The sequence below is a fragment of the Pseudomonas sp. LARHCG127 genome (assembly GCF_052871455.1).
On sequence record NZ_JBIXJT010000001.1, the window covers coordinates 506,062 to 520,090 of the forward strand.

Sequence of the window (14,029 nt, forward strand, 5' to 3'; positions counted from 1 at the left end):
CGCCCCCCCTTGTCTATTGGGAAACAATTGAAATCAAGGGCCCCGAAGGGCCCTAGAGTCTAGTCGACACCCGGAATCAAGGGCATCCAACTGCTGCTTGAGATCAGTTACCCGTAAGGAAACAACGTGATGACATTTTCTTGGGTCGAGCTGTTTGCGTCGGTAAACCAGCGTCAACTGGGGCACAATAAATCAGAACTCCAGTGAAGCGCCGTCTTCCGGAATCGCTACACGGTTCTCAATACCGTGCTTCTTGACATAGGTGCGCAGTTCTTGACGAGTCAGGGACATGTGATTGATTGCATCCATGTGTACGGCGACGATCTTCGCGTATTTCGCAGCCTGAGCGGCGCGTAGAACATCTTCCTCACCCATGATGATCGACCCCTCATATCCGGTCATCATTGCCTTGCCTGCATTCAGTACGATCACTTCGGGGTGATACTTCTCAATGGTCTGGTCTACCTCTTTACGCCAGACCGTGTCACCGGCAAGGTAAAGGGTCTTGTAGCCTGGCGCTTGAAAGACCACCCCCATGGCTTCACCTAACGGCTTTGCCAGGGCTGGCACGGCATACATTTCATCTGTGCCATGTTGACCACCGGTTTTCGTAATTCTGACGCCGCCGAATTCAGCGTCGCCTTCCAGGACGCGCACATTCTTGAAGCCTTGTGAACGAATCAGCTTCGCATCGTCCTCATGTTGAGTGAATAAAGGGATGTCTTTAGGTAGGGCTTTTTGCGCGGCGTCGTCCCAGTGATCAAGGTGCGTGTGCGTGAGGATCACTGCGTCGACGCCGGCGATAACCTCAGAAGGTGACTCGGTCAGATCAACCAATGGATTTCGAAGGTTACTGCGGTAGGTATTTTCAAATCCCGGGTAAGCGCCCTTTTTGGCGAGCATCGGATCGATCAGGAATGTCGTTTCACCGTAGGTGATTTTGGCCGTCGCGTTACGAACTTGCTGTAGATCCATTTTAGGGGACGCGTCAGGTGCCGTTGGGGCATTTGTGCCCGCGAATGCCGACGTGGTCGCGGCTGCGCAAGCCATGCTTAGTGCAACGCGAAGCGTTTTAAAACTCATGAATTCAGTCTCCAGTTGGTACCTCAAGGCTTCATTCTTGCTGAATGCTTTCAAGGCTGACAGTGGCCTGAATGACATATTTCGATATAATCGGGCCAATCAGTTTTTCGTTTCCAGAACGGAAAGAGGGGGAGGCGACAGCTCAATTCAGCCTCTGCCAAGCATTTAACCGAGGGCGCGCGCCCAGATACCTGCGAGCGTAACGACAAGCCCATTGGGCCAAACCGAGGCTACCTGATGCATTCCATACGTGTTGCTGTCTTGGCTTTTGATGGCGTAAGCCTGTTCCATCTTTCTGTACCCGGGATGGTGTTGGGGGCAACTCAGTCCGCGCCTGGCGAACCTCATTACGAGATCAAATACTGCGCAGAGACGCCGGGAATGGTGGCAAGCGATCAAGGCCTCGGTTTAGAGGTCACTCAGGGCCTGGAATTGATGGCGGCATCTGACCTGATCATCATCCCTGCGTGGGGGGATCAAGCGGTTTGTGCATCTGCCGAACTTGTGAAAGCGCTTCAACTCGCCAATTCCGAAGGAAAGCTCATCGTTGGGTTGTGTCTAGGCGCATTCGTGCTTGGAGATGCCGGGCTACTTGATGGCAAAGAAGCGACCACGCATTGGACTGCTCGAGACGAGTTTGCGCGACGCTTCCCAAATGTTCGTTTCAGGCCAGAAGTGCTTTATGTCAGCGCTGAGAATATCGTGACGTCAGCAGGAACCGTGGCGGCAATTGATTGTTGCCTTCATTTGGTTCGCGAACGACTTGGAGCCGAGGCCGCGAATCGCACCGCGAAAATGCTGGTCACACCGCCACATAGGCAGGGAGGACAGGCTCAATACATAGAATATCCTGTGCCGCACCTATCTAGAGAGACGCATTTGTCTGATGTACTGGAATGGGCTCGGATGAATCTGTCCAGTGACCTGACGCTCGACGTCCTGGCGGACAGGGCAAAGATGAGTCGGCGCACTTTCACTCGGCGCTTCAGGGAGGCTACCGGCAGCACCGTCTCTAAATGGTTGAATGCCCAGCGCGTTGTCAGGGCGCAGGAACTGTTGGAAACGACTGACCTGCCCATTGAGTGTGTGGCGGGTGAAGCAGGGTTTGGCACCCCCTTATCCTTGAGGCAACAATTCGGCGTTCAGCTCGGCACCTCGCCGTCTGAGTACAGGCGAATGTTTTGTCGTGACATGAGCCCGGTCCGAAAGACGAGCGACAGTGAGCACACTGCCGGACTGTCTAGCTAAATGACTGAAACCGCAAAGCTTCAGTCATTATCGCTCTTAGAAATCCACGGTCACTCCGGTATAAAGCGCGCGACCATCACCAGGCAGGAACGAGGCTTCATCCAAACCATGCGCCTGCCCAACTGGTAAGCTCGGCCATCAATTTGCAGGATGAATGGCCATGTCATTACGCGCGCTTCGAACACTGCTTGCCATTGCCCAATACGGTTCTTTTGTTCGGGCAGCGGACGCCGTGCACCTGACCCAATCAGCGGTCAGCCTTCATGTTCGGTCATTGGAGGAGGATTTCAATACGCTCCTGTTTGACCGCTCACGACGGTTGCCGGTGCTGACGGATGCAGGCCATATTGCCGTTGAGCGCGCGCGAGAAATTCTAGCCTTATACGACGGGATCTCCTCCGAGATTGGAGGCGACACTGAGTTGCGCGGCAGGCTCAGAATCGGTGCCATTCATACAGCGCTGGCGAGCGTGTTGCCCCTCGCGTTGTCGGCAATGCGTGCTGAGCATCCTCACCTGCGCATCACTGTTGCGTCGGGAATGTCCGCTGAGTTGGCCACGCGCGTAGAGGCGGGCGAGCTTGACGTTGCGATCACCACGGAGCCGGTGAAGCCACACCCTTACGGCCTCGCAAGCACCGTACTTTACGAGGAAGGGTTCTGGATCATCGCGCCAACATCACACGCGCATGAGGACTTGAAGCTTCTACTCAAAAGCCAGCCATTCATTCGATTTGATCGTCGCGCCTGGGCAGGTCGTACCATTGAGCGAGAGCTTCGTGCTATGCGGCTGCGCGTGCAGACCAGCATGGAATTGGATAGCCAGGATGCGATTATCCAGATGGTCTCAAGCGGGCTGGGCGTATCCATCATTCCACTCTCCGAACATCAAGTCGTAAGCCTGACGACACTGGCCGTCGAGCCGTTCGGCATGCCTCAAAAAACCAGGCGCGTGGTATTGCTGGAGCGCGAAGATCGTCCGCTTGGGCGACTGGCAGGGGCCCTGGCGAACGCGGTGAAAGCGCATTCGTTGCTCGGCAAACCATGAGTAGTACTTGTTGATTGCTGAAGTTTAAAACGTTTTTATTTTGGAGTCCGACCTCTTATCGTGGTCCTCATTCAAGTGAGTTCTTAAGGGCACCATGATCACTGGACCTACCGTAGGCATGCCGCTGATGAGCCGACTGATTGTGGGATGTAAACCGTCGGCACAAAAAACCAAGGCACGCGTATGACCCTTTCCTTGTTGACTGCCTTGTTACCCATCGCACTACTGATCGTCCTGGGCGCGTGGCTCAAGCGTCGTCAATTTCTGATGGATACTTTTTGGGCACAGGCAGAGCGCTTGGCGTATTACGTGTTGCTGCCTTCTCTTTTCTTTCACGGACTGGCGACCGCGAACCTTGATGGCGTGCCCTATCAAAGCATGGTTTCGGTGCTCGTATTCTCGACTGTGGTGGTATCGCTAATGTTGTTGGGCGCGAAGTCGCTGATCACCATGGACGATGCTGCGTTCACTTCGGTTTTTCAGGGGGGAATACGTTTCAATAATTACGTAGGCGTGTCGGCAGCCGCGGGCTTGTTCGGTGTGCAGGGTATAGCCCTGGCAGCGGTCGCGAATGCGGCCATAGTGCCCAGTGTGAACATTCTGTGCGTAATGGTGTTCGCGAAGTACGGATCAGCCGGCAGGATGCCATTTAGCAAAGTCCTCAAGCAGTTGGCATTGAACCCACTGATACTCGCGTGCTTCGCCGGCGGATTGGTCCAGGTCTCGGGCTGGGGACTGCCTGTCGGTATTGAGCCGATGCTCAAGGCCTTGGGACAAGCGTCACTGCCACTCGGATTGCTCTGCGTTGGTGCTGCGCTTGAGTTCGGAAGCATAAGGCAATGGTTTCGCCCGGTGGGTTACTCGTCGCTGACCAAGTTTCTAATCATGCCACTGGTTACGCTTTGGGCGTGCCACCTGTTCGAACTTGAAGGAAAGGCCGCGGTTGCAGCACTTCTATTCCAGGCACTGCCCACAGCCTCATCCTCCTACATCATGGCAAGGCAATTAGGGGGAGACGCCCCCCTTATGGCTGGGATCATCGCTTGCCAGACCATGCTGGCAGGATTAGCACTTCCAGCGGTCATCCTTGTGATGGCCCGGTGGATTTGAGTGTCAGTATTTCGAGGCGATCGCCTACGCGCGTTAGGCACAGCCCATAAAGCGCTGTGCCTAACGCAGTCATCATTTGTTCATGGCGGATATCATCTATCAGATGCTGGGCAACAATGTGTTCAATACCAAGTCGTTCAAGCAGCCGGAAGCCAATAATTCACTGGCCGCATTGATATCCGGCGCGAAGAAGCGATCCTTCTCGTAATAGGCCACTTTGCTTCGCAGGCTCTTCCTGGCCAGTTCCAGCTTGGGCGACGTCTTCAAGCCGTCACGCAAGTCCAGACCTTGGCAGGCCGCTAGCCACTCCACAGCCAGGATTCCACGGGTGTTTTCAGCCATTTCCCACAACCGTTTGCCGGCGGCGGGTGCCATCGATACGTGATCTTCCTGATTGGCGGATGTGGGCAGGCTGTCTACGGAATGGGGGTGAGCCAGCGCCTTGTTCTCGCTGGCCAGCGCTGCTGCTGTCACCTGAGAAATCATGAAGCCCGAGTTCACGCCGCCATTGGCTACCAGGAACGGCGGCAGTTGTGACATGTGTTTGTCCATCATCAACGAAATGCGGCGCTCGCTCAGCGAGCCGATTTCAGCAATGGCCAATGCCATATTGTCTGCGGCCATGGCCACTGGCTCGGCATGGAAGTTGCCGCCAGAGATCACGTCACCTTCAACGGCAAAGACCAGTGGGTTATCGGATACGGCATTCGCTTCGACGACTAATACTTCCGCGGCCTGACGGAGCTGGGTCAGGCATGCGCCCATGACTTGAGGTTGGCAGCGTAGAGAGTAGGGGTCTTGGACCTTGCCGCAGTCTTTGTGCGAATCGGCGACCTCACTGCTTTGGCCCAGCAGGTCGCGATAAGCAGTAGCTGTATCAATCTGGGCCTTCTGGCCGCGAGCGGCATGGATACGTCCGTCAAACGGCGAGCGGGAGCCCAAGACAGCTTCGACCGTCAACGCACCGATGGCCAAGGCGCCTGCAAACAGGTCTTCACCCTCGAACAAACCGCGCAGAGCATAAGCAGTGGACACCTGGGTACCGTTGAGCAACGCCAAACCCTCTTTGGCAGCCAGCGTCAACGGCGCCAAACCGGCCACCTTCAGTGCTTCGGTGGCTTCCAGCCATTCGCCCTTATGACGGGCTTTGCCTTCTCCCAGCAGCACGAGGGACATGTGCGCCAAAGGTGCCAAGTCACCAGATGCGCCGACCGAACCTTTTAACGGAATATGCGGATACACCTCGGCGTTGATCAATGCTATCAGAGCATCGATCACCACGCGGCGTATGCCGGAGAAACCACGGCTGAGGCTATTGACCTTGAGCACCATGATCAACCGCACCAGCGCATCGCTGATCGGCTCACCCACACCAGCGGCGTGGGACAGTACTAGCGAACGTTGCAGATTTTCCAGATCTTCACTGGCGATACGGGTCGAGGCCAGCAGGCCGAAACCGGTATTGATACCGTAGGCGGTGCGATTCTCGGCGAGGATCTGTTCCACGCAAGCGACACTGGCTTCAATTTGCGCAGAGGCACTGTGGTCGAGGGTAATTTTCACCGGACGCTGGTAAACGTCACGCAGTTGGGCAAGGCTCAGTTGGCCTGGGATAACGTTAAGAGTTTTCATGCTGTGGCTCCTTTAACAAGAGTGATCATTGGCAGGTTCAAGCCTTGCTCTTTCGCGCAATCAATGGCGATCTGGTAACCGGCATCGGCATGGCGCATCACGCCCGTGCCCGGGTCGTTGTGCAGCACGCGGGCAATCCGCTCGGCCGCTTCGTCGGTGCCGTCGCAGACGATCACCATGCCCGAATGCTGGGAGAAGCCCATGCCGACGCCGCCACCGTGGTGCAGTGACACCCAGGTCGCACCACTGGCGGTGTTGAGCAGGGCATTGAGCAGTGGCCAGTCGGAAACGGCGTCGGAACCGTCCTGCATGGATTCGGTTTCACGGTTCGGGCTGGCCACGGAACCGGAATCGAGGTGGTCACGGCCGATGACGATCGGCGCCGACAGCTCACCGCTGCGCACCATCTCGTTGAACGCCAGGCCCAACTTGGCGCGCTGGCCCAGGCCAACCCAGCAGATCCGTGCCGGCAAGCCCTGGAAGCTGATGCGCTCGCGGGCCATGTCCAGCCAGTTGTGCAGGTGGGCGTCGTCGGGGATCAGTTCCTTGACCTTGGCGTCGGTCTTGTAGATGTCCTGCGGGTCACCCGACAGCGCCGCCCAGCGGAACGGGCCGATGCCACGGCAGAATAGCGGACGGATGTAAGCCGGGACGAAACCCGGGAAGTCGAAGGCATTCTCGACGCCTTCTTCCTGGGCCATCTGGCGGATGTTGTTGCCGTAGTCGAAGGTCGGCACACCCATTTTCTGGAAGGCCAACATGGCTTTGACGTGCACGGCCATCGATTGCTTGGCGGCCTTCACCACGGCGGCGGGCTCGGTCTTGGCGCGGGCACGGTATTCGTCCCAGGTCCAGCCGGCCGGCAGGTAGCCGTTGAGGGGGTCGTGGGCGCTGGTCTGGTCGGTGACCATGTCCGGACGCACACCACGACGGACCATTTCCGGCAGGATCTCGGCCGCGTTCCCACACAGCGCGATGGAAATCGCCTTGCCTTCGGCGGTGTATTTCTCGATGCGCGCCAGGGCGTCGTCGAGGTCTTTGGCCTGCTCGTCGACGTAGCGGGTTTTCAGGCGGAAATCGATGCTCACCTGCTGGCACTCGATGTTCAGCGAGCATGCACCGGCCAAGGTCGCGGCCAACGGTTGCGCACCGCCCATGCCGCCCAGGCCGGCGGTCAGGACCCAGCGGCCCTTGAGGTTGGAATCGTAATGTTGGCGACCGGCCTCGACGAAGGTTTCATAGGTGCCTTGCACGATGCCCTGGCTGCCGATGTAGATCCAGCTGCCGGCGGTCATCTGGCCGTACATGGCCAGGCCCTTGGCGTCGAGTTCGTTGAAGTGTTCCCAACTGGCCCAGTGCGGCACCAGGTTGGAATTGGCGATCAGGACGCGCGGGGCGTTGCTGTGGGTCTTGAACACGCCCACCGGCTTGCCGGATTGCACCAGCAGGGTTTCGTCGTGGTTCAGGTTGGTGAGGCTTTCGACGATCTTGTCGTAGCACTCCCAGTTGCGCGCCGCGCGGCCGATGCCACCGTAGACCACCAACTCCTTGGGGTTCTCGGCCACTTCCGGATCGAGGTTGTTCATCAACATCCGCAGCGGCGCTTCGGTCAGCCAGCTCTTGGCGGTCAGCGTGTTACCGCGAGGGGCGCGGATTTCGATATTGCGGAAATGGAGTGGTTTGCTCACCGGTAATCCTCTCGAAATGACTTGCAGCTTATTGTTGGTTTTCGCTACATCGGGCGAGTAAATATAATCATGTATATACAAGCTTAATCAAGCAGATTTTTGACCGCTATTGTTGTCGGCATGAATATCTTCACGTGATTAGTTTTTTCGTTCGAATGGCATTGATGCAGGTTTTGCCATCAAGCTTTGCGCACTGGGCGCGCTGTGACAGTTTCAGCCAGGGATCATGAGCTGAGCCATAGCAAGGCGCTGGGATTGCTCTCGCACGGGGCTCTTCTAGTCAACAGAACGGCGAACCATTCCGGCCGCAATCGCGCGCCTGAAAACATTTTTCAGGCGCGGTAAGCGTCCAGCCGGCTTAAGGCACTTCGGTTATTTCAGATTGCCGCTGAGAAATTGCTGCAAACGCTCGCTCTTAGGGTTCCCCAGCACTTCCTCAGGCGGCCCTTGCTCTTCTACGAGCCCTTGGTGCAAGAACAACACCTGGTTCGATACCTTACGAGCGAAGCTCATTTCGTGCGTCACCATGATCATGGTTCGGCCTTCTTCGGCGAGGCCCTGAATGACCTTCAGCACTTCTCCCACGAGTTCAGGATCCAGGGCAGAAGTGGGTTCGTCGAACAGCATGATTTCCGGTTCCATGGCCAGCGCCCGGGCTATCGCGACGCGCTGCTGTTGGCCGCCCGAGAGAAAGGCCGGGTATTGATTGGCAACTCGCGATGGTAAACCAACCTTGTCCAGGTAACGCCGAGCCAGCTCCTCTGCATCCTTCTTGCTGACCCCCAACACTCGGCGAGGGGCCATTGTGATGTTGTCGAGCACGGTCATGTGGCTCCACAGATTGAAATGCTGGAATACCATCGCCAGTCGCGTGCGCAGCCGCTGCAGTTCATCTGCATTTGCAACGCGCATGCCGTGGTGGTCATGGATCATGCGTATCGGCTGATTGTCGAGGCTCATGGCGCCGTTGCTAGGGATTTCCAGAAAGTTGATACAGCGCAAAAAGGTGCTTTTGCCCGACCCGCTGGCACCGATCAGGCTAATGACGTCTCCGGCCTTTGCGTTCAGCGAAACACCCTTGAGGACTTCGTGGTCGCCATAGCTTTTATGCAGGTTTTCTACGGTCAGTTTGTACATATTCAAGCACCCTGAATTAATGAGCTGGGCCGAGGAACGACAGCCAACGGCGCTCAGCCAGACGGAACAGACCGACCAGAGAGAAAGTGATAGCGAGGTAAATCGCTGCGGCGATGCCGAACGATTGGAAGGTCAGAAATGTTGCTGAATTGGCATCTCTGGCAACCTTGAGGATGTCCGGTACCGTGGCGGTGAAGGCGACCGTGGTGGAATGCAGCATCAGTATCACTTCGTTGCTGTAGTTCGGCAGTGAGCGACGCAATGCAGACGGCATGATGATGTAGGTGTAAAGCTTCCATCCTCGAAGCCCAAAGGCCTTCGCTGCTTCGACTTCACCATGATTCATGTTGCGAATCGCCCCGGAGAAGATCTCCGTGGTGTAGGCGCAAGTGTTCAAGGCAAAGGCCAGGATGGTGCAGTTCAATGCATCGCGAAAGAATGCATCAAGCAGCGGTTGGGAGCGCACCGCAGCGAGGCTGTAGATGCCGGTGTAGCAGATCAGTAGCTGTATATACAGAGGCGTGCCACGGAACAAATAGGTATAGAACTGCACGGGCCAGCGCACGAAAAGGTTGCTTGATACCCTGGCAATCGACAGCGGGACCGCCATCAAGAAGCCGAAGAAGAGCGAGGCACTGAGCAGCCATAGTGTCATCGCCAAGCCCGTGATGTGATAACCATCGTGGTACAGGAAGGGTTTCCAATATTCTTGCAATAGCTCGATCATCGCACGGCCTCCCGAGTTCCTGCGGCGTAAAAACTTTCCAGCCTGCGCAAGACATAGTTTGACGCGGTGGTGATAACCAAATAGATCAACGCTGCAAGGACGAGGAAGAAGAACAGTTGATAGGAACTCTTTCCTGCATCCTGGGCAACCTTGACCAAGTCAGCCAGACCAATGATCGAGACCAGTGCGGTCGCTTTCAGGATCACCATCCAGTTGTTGCCAATGCCCGGTAATGCAAAGCGCATCATTTGCGGGAAAAGCACCAGGCGGAATCGTTGGGCGCGGGTCAGGCCATAGGCCGTGGCTGCTTCTAATTGCCCCTTTGGAACGGCGAGAATCGCTCCGCGGAAGGTTTCGGTGAAATACGCACCGTAGATGAAGCCCAGGGTGATGACCCCTGCGCTGAACGGATTGATTTCGATATATTCCCAGCCAAAGGCATCGGTCAGATTCGTCAGCCACGTCTGAAGGCTATAGAAGATCAGCAGCATCAAGACCAGGTCGGGCACGCCGCGGATAAGCGTGGTGTAGGCTTGCGCAGGGATGCGTAGCAAGGCTGACTTCGAGAGTTTCGCGCTGGCACCGATCAATCCCAGGCCCACGCTCAGCAACAAGCACAGTGCGGATAATTTGACAGTCATCCAGGAGCCTTGCAGCAACAGCGGGCCGAAACCCTTTAGGCTGAAGCCTAGAGTCTGCAATAGGTTTTCTAGCATTGGACAGCCCTTCGTCAATCAAGAAAAACGCCCATCCGAAAATGGGCGCAGCGTGTTATTTACCGCTGTAGATATTCTGATCACCAAAGTGTTTTTTCTGGATGGCTACATAGCTGCCATCCTCATGCAGTGCCTTGATGCCTTTGTTTATCAGGGCCTTGAGATCGGCGTTGCCTTGGGCGAGACCTACCGCGGTTTTCGCGGGCAACAGTTCATGCTCGACTGCTTTACTTACCTCAAAATTTGCCCCTTGCGGCGACTTCAAGAAGCCCATTTCGGCTTGCAACATATTCTGGATCGAGGCATCGAGACGGCCAGTCACCAAGTCCGAATAGACCTGATCCTGGTTGGCATAGGCTTGGGTTTTGACTCCGGCTTTGTTCAGTACGGCCTTTGCATAAGCTTCCTCGGTGGTGCCTTGCTCATAACCAACCGTCTTGCCGACGAGCGTCTTGATATCTTCGGTCAGGCCGGAGCCTTTCTTGAAAACGAAGGAGGTAGGAACGGAGAACAGCTCATCGGAGAAGTCGATGACCTTTTCGCGCGAGGATGTCACGGTCATGGCGGAGATCACGCCGTCGAATTTGTTGGCTTTCAGGCCGGGAATCATGCCGTCAAAATCACTCTCGACCCATTTGCACTTCACTTTCAATTCAGCACAAATCGCATTGCCTAAGTCGATGTCAAAGCCCACCAGGCTACCGTCGGCAGCTTTGGACTCGAAAGGGGCATAAGAGGGGTCAACGCCGAACCGCAACTCCTTGTACTCCTTGGCCGAGGCAAAGCTGCCAGCCACACACAACGCCAGTACAGAGAGGGTCAAAATAGATTTTTTCATTGTTTTTATTCCTAAGGACCAAAGAGCGCTTGAGCGCACGGATGCGGTACGGAGCTCGTGTGTGTCGCTATGGGAGTGGTACACAGAGCCCATTTTTTGGTTTAAGCGTGTCGAGGTGACGGATCGACTTTACCGCGTAAATACATACTTGTACATACAGGCATAGCCAATCAAGCAGCCATTTATCTGCTCGGATGTGCATGGGTGGAAGAAGGGCTGGAAACGCTGAGGGGAGGGGGGTGAGCAGTTTCGTTTTTTCCGGTCACTACGGGCGTAGGGCCTGGGTCTATTGTGATGTATGAATCAGAAAGCGACCGACGCCCTTTGGAAGCGGCGTTGGTCAAGTTTTACGGCAGATGTGTCGAAGAGTCAGACGTCTCTGTGAGCTGCATTCATGGGTAAGCGACTACCCAGTCGATAGCGGGAGGAGGGGTGGACGAGCCGCACAAAGGTGACAATTTTGTTTTGGCTCCAAGTCCGGCGTATGAGGGCCAGGCAAGGTTCGGTTGCATCGATTTGCAGATGTTTGCTCTCCTCTGCGCTGGGGTGGCAGGCCTCTACGATATGTTCCATTTCGTCGGGCTTGATGACTTGCAAAAGGTATTTTGCCGGTTGCAGGTGTTCGCCGAATTTTTGTTTCAGGAACTCTGGCACCAGCTCGGGATTGACGTAACGATCCTCAAGCTGCACTGGCACGTCTTCTTCGCTGTGCGCACAAACCAGATGAAAAACCGAAGAGCCCGTGGGCAGGCCCAGGGCGGAAGCGACTGACATCGATGCGGATTCGCGTCCCAGGTGCAGGACGCGACAGCCGTAACTATGACCCCGAGCGAGAATCTCGTCAGCGATGTTGGTGATGCGCAACAGGTTCGATTGCGGCTTGCTTTCGGCTACGAATGTTCCAACACCTGAAATCCGTACCAATAGACCTTCTTCGGTCAGCTCGCGCAGGGCTCGATTGACGGTCATGCGCGAGATGCCCAGCTCTTGCACCAACTGGTTCTCTGAGTAGATCAGGTCGCCAGGTTTCCAAACGCCCGCTCGAAGTTGGTCCAGCACAAATTCCTTCGCGCGTCGGTAGAGCGCTTGTGGTGCATTTTTGATCATCAGTCGGTCCGTGTCTCTTGTGCGGCAAGGACTCTTGCCAAGGAATGGAGGAAAAGATCGTTATCCTCACAGCTTCCTATGGATACCCGCAAGTACTGAGTATATCCCGCTTCGCGCCAAGGCTTGATGATGACCCCTTCGCGCAGTAATGCCTGGTTGATGATTTCGGCAGGATAAGGGGTGCTGAAAAAGAGGAAGTTGGCCATGGAGGGGGCAGTTGTGATGCCTTGCTCTTGCAGTGCGATCTCCAGTCGTCGGCGTTCGCTGGCGACGTGGGAGAGGCCGGCATTCAGATGATTTTCATCGGCCAGCGCGGCGACCGCAGCGGCTTGGGCCACTCGGTTTACGTTGAAGGGGGTGCGCAGGCGATTGATCAAATCGGCCAGTAGCGGGTCGCTGACAATGCCATAGCCGATGCGTAAACCTGCCAATGAATAGGCCTTGGAGAAGGTTCGAAGCAGGATAAACGGCTTGCCGCTGGCCTGGATCAAGCCTAGGCAGTCTGGGTACTCAGGCTCCCATTGAGCGTATTCGTAATAGGCTTCGTCAAACACCAGCAAGCACTTGGGAGGTAATGCATCGAGCAATTGCTTCAATTCGATTGCGCTCAAGGTGCAGCCAACCGGATTGGAGGGACAGGAAAACATCAGCACATGGGTATGCGGTGTAAGGGCGGAAATCATCGCCGCCACGTCAAAAGTGCCTTGGTCGGTCATGGGAACACCGATTACCCGAGCGCCGGCTGCCACTGGAAAAATGAAATGCAAACCGAATGAGGGCACTACGGTAACCACTTCATCATCATGGTCCAGAAACACTCGACTGATGACACTCAGCAAATCCTCAGAACCGTTGCCGAACACGAAGCGATCTTCCGGAACATCAAGTTTTTCCGAGAGTGCGGAGCGCAGTGCCTGGCAGCCAGAGTCGGGGTACAGCGCAATCTCATGACAGGCTTGGGTGGTCGCGGCGTTGACAGCGGGGGCGGTGCCCATTGGGTTTTCATTGCTGCCCAATTTAGCGACGCGTGTCAGACCGAAGCGTTTGCGCACTGCATCAGAGGCGAGGCCGGCGTTGTAACTGGCCAATTCGCGTACTTCAGCGCGAGCAAGCAGGGTCAGGTCGTTGGCGTTCATACAAGGCTAACCTCTCGGGAATTTTGCTGGAAGGTATTGCGATCTGGATGGTTCCGCAGGGGACGCTGCGGGCTCGGCTGTTCAGCGCTTTGACGGATTTCGTGCGGGAGGCTGTAGTGGAAGAGTGTCGCCAATTCGGCGATCCGGCCTGCGGGGCTCATCCCTTCGGTAGTCGCGGCAGTCATCGGGTGCAGTTTTTTCATTGATTACCTCTTAGGTGCAGGGCCACAAGGAAGTGTTGCTGTATGATCCTGTATATATAGGTAACGCAATGTTCAGGCCAAGCCTTATTTTTTCTGTTGATCGCTGCTCGTAAACGCCTTCCAGGCCAGGGGGTGCTCACATGAATATTTGTTCAGGTGTAACTGAAGGTTGCATCGGAGTGTTTCCGGGGTCTCATTGATGAGTCGAAAGGAAGCGCATGGTAAGGCTTTCTGCGGACAGTATTTTGGACAGAGGCAGTGCTCGATCCACTTCGGATCAGGGGTCTGAACGGATCCTTGTCTAACAGGCACGGTAAATGCTTAATCCTGTATATACAGTGCCATCAATCAGGCTTGTA

General features: G+C 55.8%; 13 protein-coding genes. 3 read left to right on the forward strand and 10 right to left on the reverse strand.

Annotation, left to right across the window (positions count from 1 at the left end; all coding sequences use genetic code 11):
* Nucleotides 1-192 precede the first annotated feature (192 nt).
* Nucleotides 193-1,083, reverse strand: coding sequence for an MBL fold metallo-hydrolase (locus tag ACIPQ1_RS02325; protein ID WP_446533507.1), 891 nt, complete (start codon nucleotides 1,081-1,083; stop codon nucleotides 193-195).
* A 237-nt stretch (nucleotides 1,084-1,320) separates the two neighbouring features.
* On the opposite strand from ACIPQ1_RS02325, the gene ACIPQ1_RS02330 reads away from it, so the two are divergent.
* The 3 genes from ACIPQ1_RS02330 (at nucleotide 1,321) to ACIPQ1_RS02340 (ending at nucleotide 4,486) form a co-directional block, all read left to right on the forward strand.
* The gene (locus ACIPQ1_RS02330) at nucleotides 1,321-2,331 is read left to right on the forward strand and encodes a GlxA family transcriptional regulator (RefSeq protein ID WP_095962577.1); all 1,011 of its coding nucleotides are present in this window, start codon (nucleotides 1,321-1,323) and stop codon (nucleotides 2,329-2,331) included.
* A 160-nt stretch (nucleotides 2,332-2,491) separates the two neighbouring features.
* Nucleotides 2,492-3,376 (forward strand): LysR family transcriptional regulator, encoded by an 885-nt coding sequence (locus ACIPQ1_RS02335; RefSeq protein ID WP_095962578.1) that lies wholly within the window; start codon nucleotides 2,492-2,494, stop codon nucleotides 3,374-3,376.
* Between the two features lie 183 nt (nucleotides 3,377-3,559).
* On the forward strand, nucleotides 3,560-4,486 hold the full coding sequence (locus ACIPQ1_RS02340) for an AEC family transporter (RefSeq protein ID WP_095962579.1): 927 nt from the start codon (nucleotides 3,560-3,562) through the stop codon (nucleotides 4,484-4,486).
* A 99-nt stretch (nucleotides 4,487-4,585) separates the two neighbouring features.
* On the opposite strand, the gene hutH is transcribed toward ACIPQ1_RS02340, so the two are convergent.
* From hutH to ACIPQ1_RS02385, 9 genes are all read right to left on the reverse strand, one after another.
* Entirely contained in the window at nucleotides 4,586-6,118 is a 1,533-nt protein-coding gene (gene hutH, locus ACIPQ1_RS02345) for a histidine ammonia-lyase (RefSeq protein ID WP_095962580.1), read from the reverse strand.
* A complete protein-coding gene (gene hutU, locus ACIPQ1_RS02350) occupies nucleotides 6,115-7,806 on the reverse strand; it encodes a urocanate hydratase (RefSeq protein ID WP_172436063.1) in 1,692 nt (563 codons plus the stop codon). The genes hutH and hutU overlap by 4 nt, the downstream gene beginning before the upstream one ends.
* A 372-nt stretch (nucleotides 7,807-8,178) precedes the next feature.
* A complete protein-coding gene (locus tag ACIPQ1_RS02355; protein WP_411387223.1) occupies nucleotides 8,179-8,943 on the reverse strand; it encodes an ABC transporter ATP-binding protein in 765 nt (254 codons plus the stop codon).
* A gap of 16 nt (nucleotides 8,944-8,959) precedes the next feature.
* The gene (locus tag ACIPQ1_RS02360; RefSeq protein WP_030141828.1) at nucleotides 8,960-9,670 is read right to left on the reverse strand and encodes an ABC transporter permease; all 711 of its coding nucleotides are present in this window, start codon (nucleotides 9,668-9,670) and stop codon (nucleotides 8,960-8,962) included.
* Nucleotides 9,667-10,386 (reverse strand): ABC transporter permease, encoded by a 720-nt coding sequence (locus ACIPQ1_RS02365; protein ID WP_025214430.1) that lies wholly within the window; start codon nucleotides 10,384-10,386, stop codon nucleotides 9,667-9,669. The genes ACIPQ1_RS02360 and ACIPQ1_RS02365 overlap by 4 nt, the downstream gene beginning before the upstream one ends.
* A 55-nt stretch (nucleotides 10,387-10,441) precedes the next feature.
* Nucleotides 10,442-11,224, reverse strand: coding sequence for a transporter substrate-binding domain-containing protein (locus tag ACIPQ1_RS02370; protein ID WP_025214429.1), 783 nt, complete (start codon nucleotides 11,222-11,224; stop codon nucleotides 10,442-10,444).
* Between the two features lie 369 nt (nucleotides 11,225-11,593).
* A complete protein-coding gene (gene hutC, locus ACIPQ1_RS02375) occupies nucleotides 11,594-12,331 on the reverse strand; it encodes a histidine utilization repressor (RefSeq protein ID WP_025214428.1) in 738 nt (245 codons plus the stop codon).
* Nucleotides 12,331-13,467, reverse strand: a complete 1,137-nt coding sequence (locus tag ACIPQ1_RS02380) for an aminotransferase class I/II-fold pyridoxal phosphate-dependent enzyme (protein ID WP_159285559.1) — start codon at nucleotides 13,465-13,467, stop codon at nucleotides 12,331-12,333. Before ACIPQ1_RS02380 ends, hutC begins: the two co-directional genes overlap by 1 nt.
* On the reverse strand, nucleotides 13,464-13,670 hold the full coding sequence (locus tag ACIPQ1_RS02385) for a hypothetical protein (RefSeq protein WP_095962583.1): 207 nt from the start codon (nucleotides 13,668-13,670) through the stop codon (nucleotides 13,464-13,466). The genes ACIPQ1_RS02380 and ACIPQ1_RS02385 overlap by 4 nt, the downstream gene beginning before the upstream one ends.
* Nucleotides 13,671-14,029 lie beyond the last annotated feature (359 nt).